Annotated in this window: 17 protein-coding genes; 8 read left to right on the plus strand and 9 right to left on the minus strand. The window is 44.0% G+C overall.

All coding sequences use genetic code 11. The features are described from left to right. Window positions 1–9 precede the first annotated feature (9 nt). A complete protein-coding gene (locus PPIS_RS08210) occupies window positions 10–735 on the plus strand; it encodes a UDP-2,3-diacylglucosamine diphosphatase (RefSeq protein WP_010371204.1) in 726 nt (241 codons plus the stop codon). A gap of 9 nt (window positions 736–744) precedes the next feature. Here the strand turns inward: PPIS_RS08210 and miaE are convergent, their stop codons facing one another. Continuing rightward, complete coding sequence (miaE, locus tag PPIS_RS08215) at window positions 745–1,527, minus strand: tRNA isopentenyl-2-thiomethyl-A-37 hydroxylase MiaE (protein WP_010371202.1); 783 nt, start codon at window positions 1,525–1,527, stop codon at window positions 745–747. 209 nt (window positions 1,528–1,736) lie between these two features. On the opposite strand from miaE, the gene PPIS_RS08220 reads away from it, so the two are divergent. Further along, the gene (locus tag PPIS_RS08220) at window positions 1,737–2,336 is read left to right on the plus strand and encodes a Yip1 family protein (protein WP_010371200.1); all 600 of its coding nucleotides are present in this window, start codon (window positions 1,737–1,739) and stop codon (window positions 2,334–2,336) included. A gap of 216 nt (window positions 2,337–2,552) precedes the next feature. On the opposite strand, the gene PPIS_RS08225 is transcribed toward PPIS_RS08220, so the two are convergent. The 8 genes from PPIS_RS08225 to pspA form a co-directional block, all read right to left on the minus strand. Then, window positions 2,553–2,894, minus strand: a complete 342-nt coding sequence (locus tag PPIS_RS08225; RefSeq protein WP_010371199.1) for a 4a-hydroxytetrahydrobiopterin dehydratase — start codon at window positions 2,892–2,894, stop codon at window positions 2,553–2,555. 10 nt (window positions 2,895–2,904) lie between these two features. Continuing rightward, window positions 2,905–3,702: a phenylalanine 4-monooxygenase gene (gene phhA / locus PPIS_RS08230; RefSeq protein WP_010371198.1), complete on the minus strand. Its 798-nt coding sequence runs from the start codon at window positions 3,700–3,702 to the stop codon at window positions 2,905–2,907. A 255-nt stretch (window positions 3,703–3,957) separates the two neighbouring features. Continuing rightward, the gene (locus PPIS_RS08235) at window positions 3,958–5,136 is read right to left on the minus strand and encodes a trans-sulfuration enzyme family protein (RefSeq protein WP_010371197.1); all 1,179 of its coding nucleotides are present in this window, start codon (window positions 5,134–5,136) and stop codon (window positions 3,958–3,960) included. A 190-nt stretch (window positions 5,137–5,326) separates the two neighbouring features. Continuing rightward, window positions 5,327–6,352 carry a TIGR01620 family protein gene (locus PPIS_RS08240; protein WP_010371196.1) on the minus strand — a complete coding sequence of 342 codons (1,026 nt, stop codon included), beginning with the start codon at window positions 6,350–6,352 and terminating at the stop codon, window positions 5,327–5,329. Continuing rightward, on the minus strand, window positions 6,349–7,761 hold the full coding sequence (locus PPIS_RS08245; protein WP_010371195.1) for a YcjX family GTP-binding protein: 1,413 nt from the start codon (window positions 7,759–7,761) through the stop codon (window positions 6,349–6,351). Before PPIS_RS08245 ends, PPIS_RS08240 begins: the two co-directional genes overlap by 4 nt. 48 nt (window positions 7,762–7,809) lie before the next feature. After that, a complete protein-coding gene (pspC, locus tag PPIS_RS08250; protein WP_010371193.1) occupies window positions 7,810–8,211 on the minus strand; it encodes an envelope stress response membrane protein PspC in 402 nt (133 codons plus the stop codon). Next, the gene (gene pspB, locus PPIS_RS08255; RefSeq protein WP_010371190.1) at window positions 8,208–8,441 is read right to left on the minus strand and encodes an envelope stress response membrane protein PspB; all 234 of its coding nucleotides are present in this window, start codon (window positions 8,439–8,441) and stop codon (window positions 8,208–8,210) included. Before pspB ends, pspC begins: the two co-directional genes overlap by 4 nt. A 77-nt stretch (window positions 8,442–8,518) precedes the next feature. Then, window positions 8,519–9,178 (minus strand): phage shock protein PspA, encoded by a 660-nt coding sequence (gene pspA, locus PPIS_RS08260; RefSeq protein WP_010371188.1) that lies wholly within the window; start codon window positions 9,176–9,178, stop codon window positions 8,519–8,521. A gap of 183 nt (window positions 9,179–9,361) precedes the next feature. Between pspA and pspF the strand changes: the two genes are divergently transcribed. Genes pspF through PPIS_RS08290 form a run of 6 tightly spaced genes read left to right on the plus strand, consistent with a single transcriptional unit; the run spans window position 9,362 to window position 15,732 of the window. Continuing rightward, entirely contained in the window at window positions 9,362–10,453 is a 1,092-nt protein-coding gene (pspF, locus tag PPIS_RS08265) for a phage shock protein operon transcriptional activator (RefSeq protein ID WP_010371185.1), read from the plus strand. Window positions 10,454–10,455: 2 nt separating this feature from the next. Continuing rightward, window positions 10,456–12,063 carry an ABC transporter substrate-binding protein gene (locus PPIS_RS08270; RefSeq protein ID WP_026345553.1) on the plus strand — a complete coding sequence of 536 codons (1,608 nt, stop codon included), beginning with the start codon at window positions 10,456–10,458 and terminating at the stop codon, window positions 12,061–12,063. 1 nt (window position 12,064) lies between these two features. Then, window positions 12,065–13,099 carry an ABC transporter permease gene (locus PPIS_RS08275; RefSeq protein ID WP_010371177.1) on the plus strand — a complete coding sequence of 345 codons (1,035 nt, stop codon included), beginning with the start codon at window positions 12,065–12,067 and terminating at the stop codon, window positions 13,097–13,099. Then, on the plus strand, window positions 13,086–13,979 hold the full coding sequence (locus PPIS_RS08280) for an ABC transporter permease subunit (RefSeq protein ID WP_010371175.1): 894 nt from the start codon (window positions 13,086–13,088) through the stop codon (window positions 13,977–13,979). Before PPIS_RS08275 ends, PPIS_RS08280 begins: the two co-directional genes overlap by 14 nt. Next, a complete protein-coding gene (locus tag PPIS_RS08285) occupies window positions 13,979–14,986 on the plus strand; it encodes a peptide ABC transporter ATP-binding protein (RefSeq protein ID WP_010371173.1) in 1,008 nt (335 codons plus the stop codon). Before PPIS_RS08280 ends, PPIS_RS08285 begins: the two co-directional genes overlap by 1 nt. Next, window positions 14,971–15,732, plus strand: coding sequence for an ATP-binding cassette domain-containing protein (locus tag PPIS_RS08290; protein WP_010371169.1), 762 nt, complete (start codon window positions 14,971–14,973; stop codon window positions 15,730–15,732). Before PPIS_RS08285 ends, PPIS_RS08290 begins: the two co-directional genes overlap by 16 nt. Window positions 15,733–15,741: the final 9 nt, after the last annotated feature.

Genomic DNA, 15,741 nt, shown 5'->3' on the forward strand with positions numbered 1-15,741 from the left:
TGAGGTCCCATGGGTAAAACCTATTTTATCGCCGACTTGCATTTAACCGAGCACCGCACTGATATCACCGACGCATTTTTCGCTTTTCTCGACCATCATATGACCGCCGATGTCGACGCTTTATATATTCTGGGTGACTTTTTTGAAGTGTGGATTGGAGACGATGAAAAAGACCCTTATGCCCTCCATATTGCACAAAAACTGCGAAGCTTGAGTCACCTTGGCATTCAAGTCTTTTTTATTCACGGTAACCGTGATTTTTTAATCAAACAGGCCTTTGCTGACGAATGCCAAATGACTTTGCTACCTGAACAAGCGGTGATAGATCTATACGGCACACCGACGGTGATTTTGCACGGCGACGAAATGTGTACACAAGACGAAGCCTATCAAAAGTTTCGCAGGAAAAGCCGCGGTTGGTGGTGGCCAAGACTAATGCTTGCTATGCCACTTTGGTATCGTCGCAGAGTCGCTGCAAATGCAAGACGTAAGAGCATTGAAAACCAAAAAGGCAAGCCCCTCGAGATTCTAGATGTCACCGAAGAAGCCGTGGCACACATGTTTGCAAAACATGGCGTAGACAATATGATCCACGGCCATACCCACAGACCAAAAGTGCACACCTACCAAGGTGGTAAGGTACGCACTGTACTTGGCGATTGGTATTCACAAAGCTCATATATCGTCGTTGACGAAAGTGGTAAACAGCAGCTCCTTTGCCATCCTTTTGAATAAATTTAGTACTTAAATAGGCGTACCTGAGTGGAACTTGAAATCAAGGTCCGGTGAGCTGATAAGCTCGTTTTCCACTTGCTGAAATAGTTGAATGCGCCCAGCTACGTCACAGCGCTTAGGATCGGTTGCGTTGGCAACTTGATGCGCTAAATCAATATAGTCTTGGTAATGTCTGGCTTCTGAGCGCAATAGCGACACATAAAACTTAGCAATTTCTTGATCTAAGTGTGGCGCAAGTTTGGCGAAACGTTCACATGAACGAGCCTCAATGTAAGCACCAATGATTAGTTTATCAACCAGGGCTGCGGGTTCATAAGTGCGAATGTGTTTAATCATTCCAGACGCATAGCGAGATGCTTGTACGTACTCGACGGGAATATCACGTGCCTTTATGATCTCTAGTACCTGTTCAAAGTGATGTAGCTCTTCTTTGATAAGCCTCACCATCTTACTCAAAATATCTTGATTGTAAGCATATTCAGGTCGTGCAGTTAGCTCACCAATCAATTCATTTTTACTGCCTGAAAACTCGCCATCACCAACACTGCGATAAATAAAATCTTCGTAAGGTTGCAACCAACTTAACAAGGTTTTTGCAGACGCATCATCTATTGCATATTTACGAATTAAGAAGGCCGCGCTTTGTGCCGCTTTTAACTCACAATGCATATGATCGATAAGCAACAATGGTAAGTGCTCGCTTTGCTTTGCTTTTTCAATCCAAGCTTGCGGGGTTTCACAGCCCAAAAACTGATTAATAGGCGTAAGTAAATCTATGTACTTTTCTAACATAACAACAAAAGACTAATGTGTTTGCGCCATTTTATCATAACTTCTCGCTGCAAGGTGCACCACAAGGCTATTCCCCAAGAAGTTTTAGATCATTCTGAAAATAGTAATATTGCTATTCAACTACATTTTCTTGACAAAAATTAACTCATCTCTCATAACTTAATTGAATTGTACAAAAATAGTACAAACCTATATTTGAGGGGCTAACTATGATCTTTAATCATCTATGGGGCTTATATGCTCACCCGCACGAAGAGTGGCAAACAATTGATAACCGTCACGAAAGCATGCTTTACAGTTTGTCACATATTGCACTTGTTGCGCTGATCCCAAGCATTATGGGGTATTATTCTTCGGTCTACTTAGGCTGGAGTGTTGGTACTGGGGATGCTGTCTATTTAACTCATGAGTCAGCAATATTAATTGGTGTTGCAATGTACTGCGCATTAATTGCAGGCGTCTTTATTCTGGCGTATCTCGCCCACTGGATGGCCATCACTTTTGGCTCAACACCGACCTATACACAGACTCTTGAACTATCTGCTTACACGGCAACGCCAATGTTTATGTCGGCTTTTGCGGCATTTTATCCCGAACTTTGGTTTGTCGTATCGGTTGGGATGGTTGCACTCGCGTACTCCGTTTACCTGCTTTATACAGGCGTACCTATTCTTATGCATATTCCTGAAGAGCGCGGGTTTATTTATGCCAGCTCGGTTGTAACTTGTGGCCTGGTGCTATTAGTCATCATTCTTGCTGCAACCGCAATCTTGTGGACTAATGGCATAATTAGCCCTACGTTTACGTAGCCTGAGGGTGGAATAAAAATAGACTAACAAATTCTGCTAACGCTAGTTGTGTTTGGTTGGAAAATGAAAAGACAAACCTTTTCTTGGCTTTTATCTTAAATAATAAAAACGGCGCTTGTTTAGCGCCGTTTTTATTTTGTAGGTCGAAACATGAACTTGTCGCTATTTACCGATATTTACCGATATTTACCGATATTTGTCGACATAAATGTCGACCTACTCTGCGAATACTTCGTCGGTTTTAGCGGCACAGATAAAATCGTTTTTATGAAGACCTTTAATAGAATGGCTCCACCACGTTACCGTCACTTTACCCCATTCGGTAAGCAGACCTGGGTGATGGCCTTCTTCTTCAGCCATATCGCCCACCTTGTTTGTGAACGCAATTGCTTGTTTAAAGTTTTTAAACTTGTATACACGCTCAAGTTGCATAATACCATCACGTACTTCAGGTACCCAATCAGGGATCTGTTTGATTAGAACCGCTAGTTCTTCATCTGATACTTTAGGCGCATCCGCACGACACGCTTCACATTTTTGTGCACTTAAATCAGACATTGATAATTCCTTAACTTGCTAGTTTTTCTTTTGGCGGAAACTTAGGTTCAAATAACCCTAGCTCTTTTGCTTGTTCAACCTGCGACATGATATCCATTTTAGAGATCTCAAATAAGTCGTTGATTGAGTTAATTGTATAGTAAACAGGTTGCATAATGTCGATGCGATAAGGTGTACGTAACACATCTAACACTTTAAGCGGATTAATTTCTGGTTTGTCAGAGTAAACATATTGAGTCTCACCTGGGCTTGATAGCACACCGCCACCGTAGATACGCAGACCTTGCTCGGTTTGCATCAAACCGAATTCAACGGTAAACCAGTATAAGCGTGCAAGGTATACGCGATCTTTCTTCTCAGCGGCATAGCCCAGTTGACCATACTTGTGTGTAAACTCGGCGAATGCTGGATTCGTTAGCATTGCACAATGACCAAAAATCTCATGGAAGATATCTGGTTCTTGCAGGTAATCAAACTCTTCTCTTGAGCGAATAAAGGTCGCTACAGGAAACTGTTTGTTGGCAAGTAATCGAAAGAACTCATCAAAATCAATCAGTGCCGGTACTGGCGCTACCTGCCAACCCGTTTCTTTCGCTAGTGCTTCGTTTAACTCACTTAGTTGTGGAATACGGTCTTTTGGTAAATTAATTTTCTCAAGACCTGCCAAATATTCATCACAGGCTTTGCCTTCGATACACGCTAGCTGACGTGCAACTAACTCTGACCAAATTTGATTCTCTTCATCTGTCCAAGCAATAACGCCATTTTCATCTGGCTGCTTAGATACATATTTACTTGCTTTAGCCATTTTACATTCTCACTTACTTCACCCCGAGTTTATGATCTTGCAATTTCAATTGCCGTCCTGTTGATGGTTCGGAGCGCTTCAACTTGTGACTTTGATACTAAGTAAAAGTGAAGGAAAGTTTAATAGTGAGCACGTTTATCACATTTCGCACAACAAGCATTTTCGTAAACTATAAAACACACACCTGTAAAATTAAAATTACACACATAATAAAAAGGGGCTATAAACAGCCCCTTTGTAAAAATTAACTTACAGCTATATTTTATCAAACGCCTGCTTAAGATCGTCAATAATGTCTTCTACGTCTTCAAGCCCCACTGAAATCCGAATTAGTCCATCGGAAATTCCCGCAGCTAACCTTTCCTCTTGTGTATAAGGAGAGTGTGTCATTGATGCCGGATGTTGAATGAGCGTTTCTGGGTCACCTAGACTTACCGCTAACGTACACAGCTCAGTCGCATTGATAAATTGTTCACCCTGCTCTAGCGAGCCGTTGATTTCAAAAGCAATTACTCCACCAGCACCTTTCATTTGTTCGCCAAGAAATTGGTAGCCCGGGTGCGAAGGTAAACCTGGGTAGTAGACTTTATTCACTTTAGGGTGCGCTTCTAGGAACTCTGCTACCGTTTGTGCGCTTTGACAGTGGCGTTGTACACGTAAAGCTAAGGTTTTCAACCCTCGATTGATTAACCAAGCATCGTGAGGACTGATTGTAGCGCCAATGTCTTTTAACACAGTTAATTTGATAAGTTCTATGTGTTCTTTTGAACCGCACACGAGCCCTGCTACCACATCCCCATGACCATTTAGGTACTTGGTTGCGCTATGCACAATAAGATCAGCACCATAATTCACAGGCTTTTGTAAAAGCGGTGTCATGAAAGTATTGTCAACGACAAATAGGAGCTCGTGCTGTTTAGCAATTTCCCCTAACATTTTCAGGTCTAATACCGTCATGTTAGGGTTGATCGGCGTTTCTGCAAACAATAGTTTTGTATTTTCCTGTACCGCATCACGTAACGCTTGCTCATCGGTTAAGTCAACAAATGACACCTCAATACCGAATTTAGGCAACATATGCGCAAATATTGCGAAGCTACAGCCATACAATGCGCTTGATGCAATCATATGATCGCCTTGCTGCAAAAAGCTCAGCACCGATGCAGACACGGCACCCATACCTGTGGCGGTCGCCGCAGCATCTTCCATTCCCTCAAGTCGGGCTACTTTTTCTTCTAGCTCTCGCGTCGTAGGGTTGCCTAAGCGAGTATAGATATAACCGGGCTCTTCACCAGCGAACCGTGCGGCTCCTTGCGCTGCGTCTTTAAAGTGGAATGTTGAGGTTTGATACAAAGGAGCGGTTAACGCCCCATGTGGGTCGTCAAAATGATTGGGTCCGTGAATACACTGACTGTCATCTCTTAATTTTTTCATACTTGCCTGCTGATTTTATTATTGCCAACCAAATAAACATGGTAGTGAATTGATTAGCGTCGTTTTTGTGTAATAACCAATATGTAGGGCAGTTTAGAAAAATAGACAAGCATGCCAGATGGGGAGACGGCTAGTTCACTTATTGTGACTAGCCTATTTTACTTAAAGAGGTGTATAAAATTGTTGCCGTTTAATCTTTTTTGCTACGTCTTAGTAGCACATCAACGACTGAGCTAATCGCACTTTTCAAAAGGCTTTGTTTGTGCTCCAAGCGTGGTAATGGTCGACAAAGTTCCATCGCCTTATAGCCCAAACGAGCTGTGAATATCCCAGCACTCAAGCCCTGTGCTGAACGGGTAGAAAGCTTGCCAAGTAATTCAGCCCCCACACTGGTAGCAGCAAGGTCGCTTACCAGTTCACTTGCGCCAACAAACACCATTTGCTTCAACAACATTTTGTACAACGTGATGCGGCTGCGATACGCTAATCGAATACCATAATGTTTGCTGATCTTTTCCACCAGCACGACTCCGCGCCAAAGCACCGCCAGCATATCCACAAGTGCAAGTGGACTTAAAGCAACTAAGAGCGCCGATGTTGTCGCATGCTCTTGAATTAGCTTCTTAGCTTCAGCATCTTGGCCTCGGAGCAAAGTTTTTTCATATAAAGTGATGACTTCTTTGTCTGTATGGTGAGGCTGTAACGCCTCTTCAAATGCGGCAACCTTTTGTTCTGGATGCGCTTTTAATAGTGGTACAAGCCAGGCTCGTGCCTCGCCAATTTGGTCACTCTGTAATAAGCGCTGGGCATCATGCTTAATTTGCTGATGTTGTTTAAGTCTGCTAAGTGCGATGACTTCTGAAAATAAGAACTTAAATAGCGCAAGTAAACCAAGGGACAACACGGTGGTGTATAAACTAAACAGCAGAATATTTTGCTCATAGCTTTCTATCAAGGTCAGTGCTGCTTCCACAATAATAAGTACTAATAGCGCGAACAAAAAGCACTGTTTAAAGCCGAATCGCCAAGGCGATTCGTAAATACGTTCAATTTTCGGTAGCTCGGGTTCAGGCACAGTATCAAGGCTCTCACTCACAACCAGCTCATTGCCGAGAACTTTGCCTTCACCACCCAAATGTTGAGACTCATCTTGGCTTTCAGTGTCGATATTTAAGCGTCTACCCGAACCTTGGTAAGATTTTGTCTGATCTGTCATCTTAATTTATCTCCAATTAAGAACTGCAAAGCATGATCAAGCCTGATATGCAATAAGTTTCCTTGCCTCGCAGGTAGCGGTTCAAACGCTAAAAACTCAAACCCATTTTGAGGCCAAGCCTGCGCTTTTGGGACGTGATCAGGCGGGGTTGGTGGCACATAATTAATAAACTGCTGCTCGCCGACTGGCTTGCCGTAAATACATTGCAGATATTGCGTCCCCTCTTTCACCGCCCTTGACTCAACACTTCTCACCGAAGAAAGAGACATCGTGTCCACTGTTACCCCGTTAAAGCGAAGCTCATTGGCGCTGTCCACCAGCATTTCATTTAACAACCTTGTCAAATTGGTCTGCTGCTCGTTCAAGACACCATCACATTTGTTGGCGGCAAATAGCACCTTATCTATTTTTGGGTTAAATAAACGAGACAAAAAGCCACTTTTACCGTGAGAAAACATGGCGAGGATCTGCTTTAACGCAACTTCTTGCTCTTTCAGTGTGTCATAACCATCACTTAAGCTGCCCAACAGATCAACTAACACGACTTGGCGGTCAAACTGGCAAAAGTAATCTTTGTAAAAAGGTGCGACGACTTGCTTTTTGTAGGCTTCAAAACGCTCCACAAGCTGTTGATATTGTGAATGCTGGGTAATGTCGTTTGGGTGAACTTGTACCGGGAAAAACAGCAATATTGGCGCTCCCTCAAGGTCGCCCGGGATCAACGCTCGGCCAGGTTGCAAGTTAGATAAACGCGTGTCCCGCTGCAGCTGCGCCAAAAGCGCATGGTAACTTTGTGCAAGCATTTTTAGCTTACTTTCATCCACCGCTTCCGTCCCATCAAACTGTTCGAGGAGCTGTAAAAACGTTTGTGCAAATGGCTGATATTTAGGCTTATTTAATAATGCAAATTGCTGCTCACACCACTCGGGAAAAGTCATTTTAAGTAGCGGCAAGTCCATTAACCATTCACCTGGGTAATCATATAGTTCAAGGTATAGTGTATGGGTTTGCGCTAAGTGCTGTTTGAGTCCGCGTTCACTATGATACCTAAACGCCAGTGTTAAGGTGTTGATACGTTTGGTTGACGCAGGCCATGTTGGCGGCTCTTCCAACAAACAAGTTATCGCTTGCTGATAGTCAAAAGTTGGTACCGCCAGTGCCTTCTGCGGCTCAGGACGACACGCAACAAGACGACCTTCACTCACGACATCTAAAAACGGTAAGTTGTCGGTGCTCGTTTGGGTAGTCAGGTGCTTGATAAGCGCCGTGATAAATGCGGTTTTTCCGCTGCCACTAAACCCGGTTACGGCAAGCTTGATATGCTTATCAAAAGAGCGGTGGAGCGTTTTTTTGGCTTGTTGTTTTAACTTATCTAGGGAAGATGAGGTTCGAAAGCGTGACGTAGTCATAAGTAGAAAAGTGCCCCTCAAGAAAATGCCAAGGCGGCCAATACCGCCTTATAGCTTGTCAATTTCTCTGCTAACCGTAAATTCAGGGGAAGTTACGTAGCGTTCCATGTTCTGAATGCGACCATCAAGTCGTGATAATCTGTCTTTTAGGTCATAAAGTGCCTGTCTTGGCGGCTCGCCTTTTTGCCACACCTTAAACTTCACCGATACTTTATCCTCATCTTTCGCATCAGGCGAACGGTTTGGTGTCACTTCACGTTTATCTAAAATAAACCAGCAAGCCACATACACGACGATAAATAGTGGACCACCAGATAATAGCACGGCTGTGATGAATAAAATCCTAACCAGCCATAACTCCATGTTGAAGTAATCGCTAAGACCTGCGCATACTCCGGCTACCTTGCCGCGACTTGGGTCACGATATAGCTCTCGCTTTAGTCTACTCATAACTTGCGTCTCCATTGTGGTGACTCTTGATCAAGTAAAGCTTCTAACGTTTCAACACGATCTGCCATTTTTTCTGCCTTGCTGGCTAATTCGATAAGCTGACGATGCTCGTGTTCACTTAACCCTTGGCTTACCTGCTTTTTGCTACGGTAGTGCAAAATTAACCAAAGTGGTGCCACGATGACCATAAAAATAATCAACGGAGCCATCAAAACTTCTGCGTCAAACATAATCTTCTCCTGCCTTCAACCTGGCTGTTATTATTGTAGTTGGTTAGCACCTACCCTGACAGTAGGTGCGGCTATTTTCACTTTTCAGCCATTTTCTTTTTCAGCTGTTCAAGCTCGTCATCAATCTTTTCGTTCTTTTGCAGATCAGCAATTTCATCCGCTAAAGATTTCTTACCTAGATCGTAAGATTCGATTTGTGACTCTAAGCCATCGATTTTGCTCTCATAACGCTCAAAGCGATTTAGTGCATCATCTACTTTACTGCTGTCGAGTGCCTTTTTCACCTCTAAACGAGATTCAGCTGAACGCTGGCGCAGAACAATCGCTTTTTGGCGCGCTTTTGCGTCGGCCAATTTATCTTGTAATGTACTGACTTCTTGCTGCAGCTTTTCAATATGCGTGTCTACATGCTCTAGCTCTTTTTCAAGGGCTGCAACATCCTCCGCAGACTTTTGCTTTTCAAGTAAAGCAGCACGTGCTAAATCTTCACGTTCTTTACTTAGTGCAAGCTCTGCTTTGGTTTGCCAATCATCTACCTGTGCTTTTAGCTGATCTAGACGACGTGTTAACTCCTTTTTCTCAGCGAGTGTTTTTGCTGAGGTCGATCTTACTTCGACTAGTGTATCTTCCATTTCTTGGATAATTAGGCGAACCATTTTTTCTGGATCTTCGGCTTTATCCAAAATAGCATTGATATTAGAATTCACTATGTCTGCAAAACGAGAAAAAATTCCCATAGTGGTTACCTCTTTGGTTAATAGCTAAATTGCTTACTGTCTATGTATCAAATAGCTTGCCAACTTTAACAAATTTAAAAACACAATAAAATCATAAGGTTATTTTATCTTTAAAAAGTCTTTAGTTATCCCTTTTTTTGAAATACACTAGTTATTAGTAAAAACCACTAAGAGTTAGGCAATATGAGCCGTTTTCGCCAACAGGATAATTTATTAGGCCAATCTGACAGCTTTTTAGCTGTGCTAGACAAGGTTTCACAGCTCGCTCCTTTAGAAAAGCCCGTGCTTATTATTGGCGAACGTGGCACAGGTAAAGAGTTAATTGCGGCACGTTTGCATTATCTCTCAGAGCGGTGGGATCAGGAATACGTCAAACTAAACTGCGCAGCCCTAAACGAAAACCTCTTAGAGAGTGAGTTATTTGGTCACGAAAGTGGTGCCTTTACTGGTGCAAGCAAGCGCCATGAAGGTCGATTTGAACGCGCTAACAGTGGCACACTGTTTTTGGATGAATTAGCTAATACCTCTGCAATGGTGCAAGAAAAGCTCTTACGTGTAATTGAATACGGTGAGTTCGAGCGAGTTGGCGGCAAGCAAACCGTAAAAGTAGATACTCGACTGGTATGCGCTACCAATGAAGATCTCCCCACACTCGCCGATGCTGGAGAGTTCAGACACGACTTATTGGACCGCCTCGCATTTGACGTCATCACCTTACCGCCATTAAGAGCGAGAAAAGAAGACATCTTATTATTGGCCGAACATTTTGCGATAAATATGGCTCGGGATTTAGGATGGGAGTTATTTAGCGGCTTTACCCGCAAAGCCATCGAGAAACTGCTTGATTACCCGTGGCCCGGTAATATCCGTGAGCTCAAAAATGTGGTGGAGCGTAGTTTATATCGTCATGGCAATGACCAAATTCCGGTTCATGATATTGTGTTTGACCCCTTTGCTAGTCCATTTAGGCCGAGTCAACGGATCAAAGCGTCAAGCGCCCAGCCAGCAACTTCAGCCACTCATAAAGTTGAGCCTTTGCCTGCAGCACAACCGAGTAACGAACAACAGGCAGATCCTGCCCTCGAATTCGACTTCCCTTGTGATTTAAAATCGCTTTCCAACGACTATGAAATCACAATGCTGCAAAAAGCGCTTGAATTTAGTCAATTTAATCAAAAGAAAACTGCACAAAACCTTGGTTTGACGTATCATCAACTGAGAGGTTATTTGAAAAAATACAACCTACTGGACCAAAACCAAAAACAAGAGGCATAGTGGTGCGTAAATTGTTTTTTGGTGTGCTGTGTACCGCTTTATTTGGCTGTACAGATCAGGCGCCAAATAAAGTGAATGATAAGTCACAAGGCTTAGTATATTGTGCAGAGGCAAACCCTGTGTCATTTAATCCACAAGTGACCACAACAGGGTCTACGATTGATATTATTGCCAATCAGCTTTATGACACCTTGATCAGTATTGATCCTGAAAGCGGCGAATTCTTACCAGAGTTGGCAACGTCTTGGCAGGTCAGCGAAGACGGTAAATCTTTCACTTTTACCCTGAGGGATGATGTCCAATTTCACGATACCCTCTACTTCACCCCAACAAGAAAAATGAATGCCGATGATGTGGTATTCTCATTTAACCGTTTATTTGATGTTTACAATCCATACCACTTTGTTGGTGATGCAAATTATCCTTATTTTCAAAGTATTGGACTCGACCAACTGATCCGCCAAGTAAAAAAAGTGGATGAACATAGCGTTCGCTTTGATCTGTTCAACGCGGAAAGTAGCTTTTTATCCAATATCGCCACCGACTTCGCCGTCATTCTTTCTAAAGAATATGCCGATCAGCTTATAGAGCTTGAACATAAGCAAGATTTTGATCAAAAGCCCGTCGGTACAGGTCCGTATAAGTACCGTGAATTTTTACGTGATAACCTGATCCGCTATTATCGCCATGAGCATTACTGGAAACACCCGGTATACATGGAGCAATTGGTCTACGATATCACCACCAATGGCACTAGCCGCATCGCGAAAATGCTAACTAAAGAATGTGATATTACGGCGCACCCCAGTGCTACCCAGCTCACCGTGCTGGAGCAACGAAAAGACATAGAAGTTGAAAAGGCCGCAAATCTGAATATAGGTTACTGGGCATTCAACACCGAAAAGCCACCATTTGATAATCCACTGGTCCGCAAAGCGCTGGCGCACAGCATAGATTTTGAAAAAATCATGCAAGCGGTATTTTACAACAATGGGATTTTAGCCCGCTCGATGCTTCCCCCTTCTTCATGGGCATTTGAAGCACAGCAAAAAATGCCAACATATGACCCTGAAAAAGCCAAAGAGTATTTGAAACAAGCGGGTCTTGAGGGCGGTTTTTCCATGACCTTATGGGCCATGCCGGTGTCGCGAATTTACAATCCTAACGCGCGGAAAATGGCTGAGCTTATTCAACGTGATTTACGTGATATTGGCGTCAATGCCAAAATCGTCGAGTACGAATGGAATACCTTTATTGAACGCGTTGGCCGCCATGAGCACGATAGCGTATTATTAGGCTGGGCAGCAGATACGCCTGATCCAGACAATTTCTTCAGCCCGTTATTAAGCTGTACTGCGACATTTAGCGGCAAAAACCCTTCCAACTGGTGTAACCCGGAGTTTGACTTATTGCTCACTCAAGCGTTAGACACCAACGATATGGAAGAAAGAAAATACTATTATCAGCAAGCACAAAAAATGGTCATTGAGCAACTGCCTCTCGTTCCAATTGCTCACGGGCTAAGGTTCCAAGCAACTAGCTCTGATATCAAGGGCGTCTCATTACGTCCATTTGGTGGTATTTCGCTCGCTGAGGCAAGGAGAGACTAACATGTTCGCAAAATATGCTTATCGACGACTGAGCTTGCTTTGCTTTATGTTGTTTACCTTGACGATATTTACTTTCGCCCTCAATTACCTGTTTCCTGGTGAGTTGATCACTAACTTCAGTGGTGAAGTCAACTCAAGTTATGCCCAAACGCAGGCACTAGTTGAAAAATACCGTATTGAAGAAAATATCTTTGTGCAATATGGCGCGTTTATGGCTCGTATGTTTGAAGGCGACTGGGGTTTGTCTTTATCATCGGGCCAGCCCGTGCTTTCTCATGTGAAACATCTATTTCCAGCAACGCTTGAGCTATGTTTATATGCTTTGACGGTTGCAGTCATTATTGGCGTACCAAGTGGAGTAATAGCCAGCGCTTATCATAAAAAGTGGCCAGATAAGCTCATTAACTCATTAAGCTTGATGGGATTTTCCATTCCAGTTTTTTGGTTAGCCCTGCTGCTTATTATGGCATTTTGTCTGGGTCTTGGGCTTTTCCCCATGTCCGGTAGAATCGGCTTACTTTATGAAATACAGCCCGTTACTCATTTTATTCTGATTGATATTTATCTTGAAGGTTTCCCCTATGGCGGTGCCGCATTTTGGGATGCACTTCATCATTTAGCGCTGCCAACCGTTGTGCTGGCTATGTATCCAACGACAGTTTTGATCCGCTTTACTCGCGACTCTATGCTCGAAGTCCTCGACCAGAACTATATTAAAACAGCTAGAGCAAAAGGCCTTAATCGCAGCCAGCTTATCATTCACCACGCGCTGAGGAATGCGCTGCTACCAGTGATAAAGCAAATTGGTCTCCAATTTAGCACGCTCATCACACTTGCGATGATCACTGAGGTGATATTCTCTTGGCCTGGGATCGGTCGATGGTTAATTGAAAGCATCTATCAACGTGATTTCCCAGCTATCCAAGGGGGACTACTCGCGGTGTCTTTCTTTGTTATTATTGCCAACATGTTGTCTGATTTTATTCATTCGATACTCGACCCGCTCGCAAGGAATCAGGCTCATGGCAAAGTTTAATCTATTTACCGAAGAGTCTAATCGCTCACCTTTATTTAGATTATGGCGTAAATTCCGCTCAAACCACGTTGCGCTAGTGGGTTTGTGGCTGTTTGTTGCCCTGACGGTATTGGCTTTAACAGCGCCGCTGATCGCGCCCTATGGAGTTAACCAGCAGCATGCTGATGCCCTGTTGCTGCCACCTTCTTGGCATGATGATGGCGATGTGCGCTTTATACTCGGTACAGATGATTTGGGGCGAGATATCTTATCGCGCCTAATGAACGGAGCAACTTACACGTTTGGTTTATCTATCATTGCGGCCTTGGTTACCACGGCACTCGGCGTCGTACTTGGTACGCTTGCTGGCGCCAGTCGAGGCTTGAAATCTAGCTTTCTTAATCACTTATTGGATATTACGCTCGCCATTCCTTCGTTACTGCTGGCCATTATCATAATTGCTATATTAGGGCCAGGTTTGATGAATACGGTGTGGGCGATTATCTTCGCGCTATTGCCACAATACATCCACTCGATTAGAAACTTAGTGGTCACTGAGCTTAGTAAAGACTATATCATTGCCTTTAAGCTTGATGGTGCAACACGCTGGAAACTGCTCGTCCGTGGCATATTGCCTAACATTTACGAGCATATCGTGGTTATCTTCACCATGGCGCTGTCGACTGCTATTTTGGATATTGCGGCACTTGGTTTCTTAAAGCTCGGTGCGCAGCCTCCATCTACCGAGTGGGGTGCTATCCTACAAGAAAACTTAAGTTTAATTTATCTCGCGCCTTGGACTGTAGGCCTCCCAGGTGTATTGCTCTTTTTGGCAGTACTTTCTACCAACTTGGTTGGTGATGGACTGCGTGAAGCACTGAAACAACGTAAGGCAGATTAATGCAATTACTAGACATTAAGAACCTCACCATTGAACTACGTACCGAAGACGGTGTTATTCGCGCGGTTGATAAGGTCAACCTTAGCCTTAAGGAAGGCGAAGTACATGCGCTTGTCGGCGAGTCTGGCTCTGGTAAAAGTCTAATCGCCAAAGCCATTGTGGGGGTGCTCAATCAGCGCTGGACAGTAACCGCAGACCGCATGCATTGGCGTGGTGTCGATCTTATGCGCTTGTCTTCAGAAAAGCGCAGAAAGCTCGTCAGCCAAGATATTGCGATGATTTACCAAGAGCCAAGTCGAAGCCTTGACCCAACCGCCACTATTTTCGACCAAGTCGCGGAATCTATTCCCGATAGCGGCTTAAAAGGTGGCTTTTTTGGTCGTAGAAAAGAACGAAAAGAAAAGGTTCGAGCGCTATTGCACAAAGCAGGGATCCGAGACGATAAAAAGATCTGTAGCAGTTACCCACATGAACTTTCTGAGGGGATGTGTCAAAAGATCATGATTGCGATGGCCATAGCCAGAAGCCCTAAACTACTTATTGCCGATGAGCCTACCACCGCACTTGAGAGTACCGCCCGTGCGCAAGTATTTCGATTGCTCAAGGCATTAAACCAGCTTAAGAACATGTCGATATTAATGATTTCGCATGAGCTGGAAGAGATCTCCGACTGGTCTCATGCAATGCATGTGCTCTACTGCGGACAGATGGTTGAAGCAGGCCCTACTCAGGCTATTTTTAAACAGCCATTACATCCCTACACCCAAGCGCTGGTTAAGAGTTTGCCGGACTTTGGTCAAGGGCTCGGCCATAAAGAAGCATTTTATGCCCTGAAAGGCACTATTCCCCCATTACAGCATTTACCCATAGGATGTCGCTTGGGGCCTAGATGCCCTCAAGCGCAAAAAGAATGTGTCGTCACGCCAAGGCAAAGTCGCTCGCATGGTCATAGTTACGCTTGCCACTTTCCGTTAATTAAGGTGAAGCAAAAATGCAACCCGTCTTAAAAGTACAGTCTTTAAACAAGTCCTACACTTCTCGCCAAGGACTGTTCAGACGCCGCTCGTTGCAGGTACTCAGAGATGTGTCGTTTGCGCTTGCTCCCGGACAAACCCTCGCAATTATAGGCGAGACCGGCTCTGGTAAAAGTACGCTCGCCAAAGTACTTGCCGGTGCCGACATGGCAGACTCTGGACAAATATTACTAAACGGCCAAATTGTAGAAGACGCTGGTATTCGCAATCATGACTGCCGTACTATTCGTCTTATTTTTCAAGACCCAACTCGCTCGCTCAACCCGGGTCTCACCATTGGGGACATACTTGATGATTGTCTGCAATACAATACAGAACTCACCGAAGAGCAGCGCTATAAGAAAATCCGCATCACACTCAGTCGCGTCGGGCTACTTGGCGAACACATAGACTATTATCCTCATATGTTTAGTGGTGGGCAGTTACAGCGGGTTGCCTTAGCGAGAGCCCTTATTTTAGACCCTAAAGTGCTGGTATTGGATGAAGCGTTGTCATCATTAGACCCATCCGTACGCGCACAAACTGTGAATCTGCTGCTGGAATTACAAGCAGCAACGGGACTTGCGTACGTGCTTATCACACATCATTTGAGTTTGGTTCGTCACATGAGTGATGAGATTTTGGTATTAAATCGCGGCAAAGTCGTCGAATATGGCGAAACGGAGTGTGTGTTCAATACTCCAAAATCTAAAACTATGCAGAAGCTGCTGTCAGCTTAATTTCACGAG

The sequence above is a fragment of the Pseudoalteromonas piscicida genome (assembly GCF_000238315.3).
GTDB lineage: Bacteria > Pseudomonadota > Gammaproteobacteria > Enterobacterales > Alteromonadaceae > Pseudoalteromonas > Pseudoalteromonas piscicida.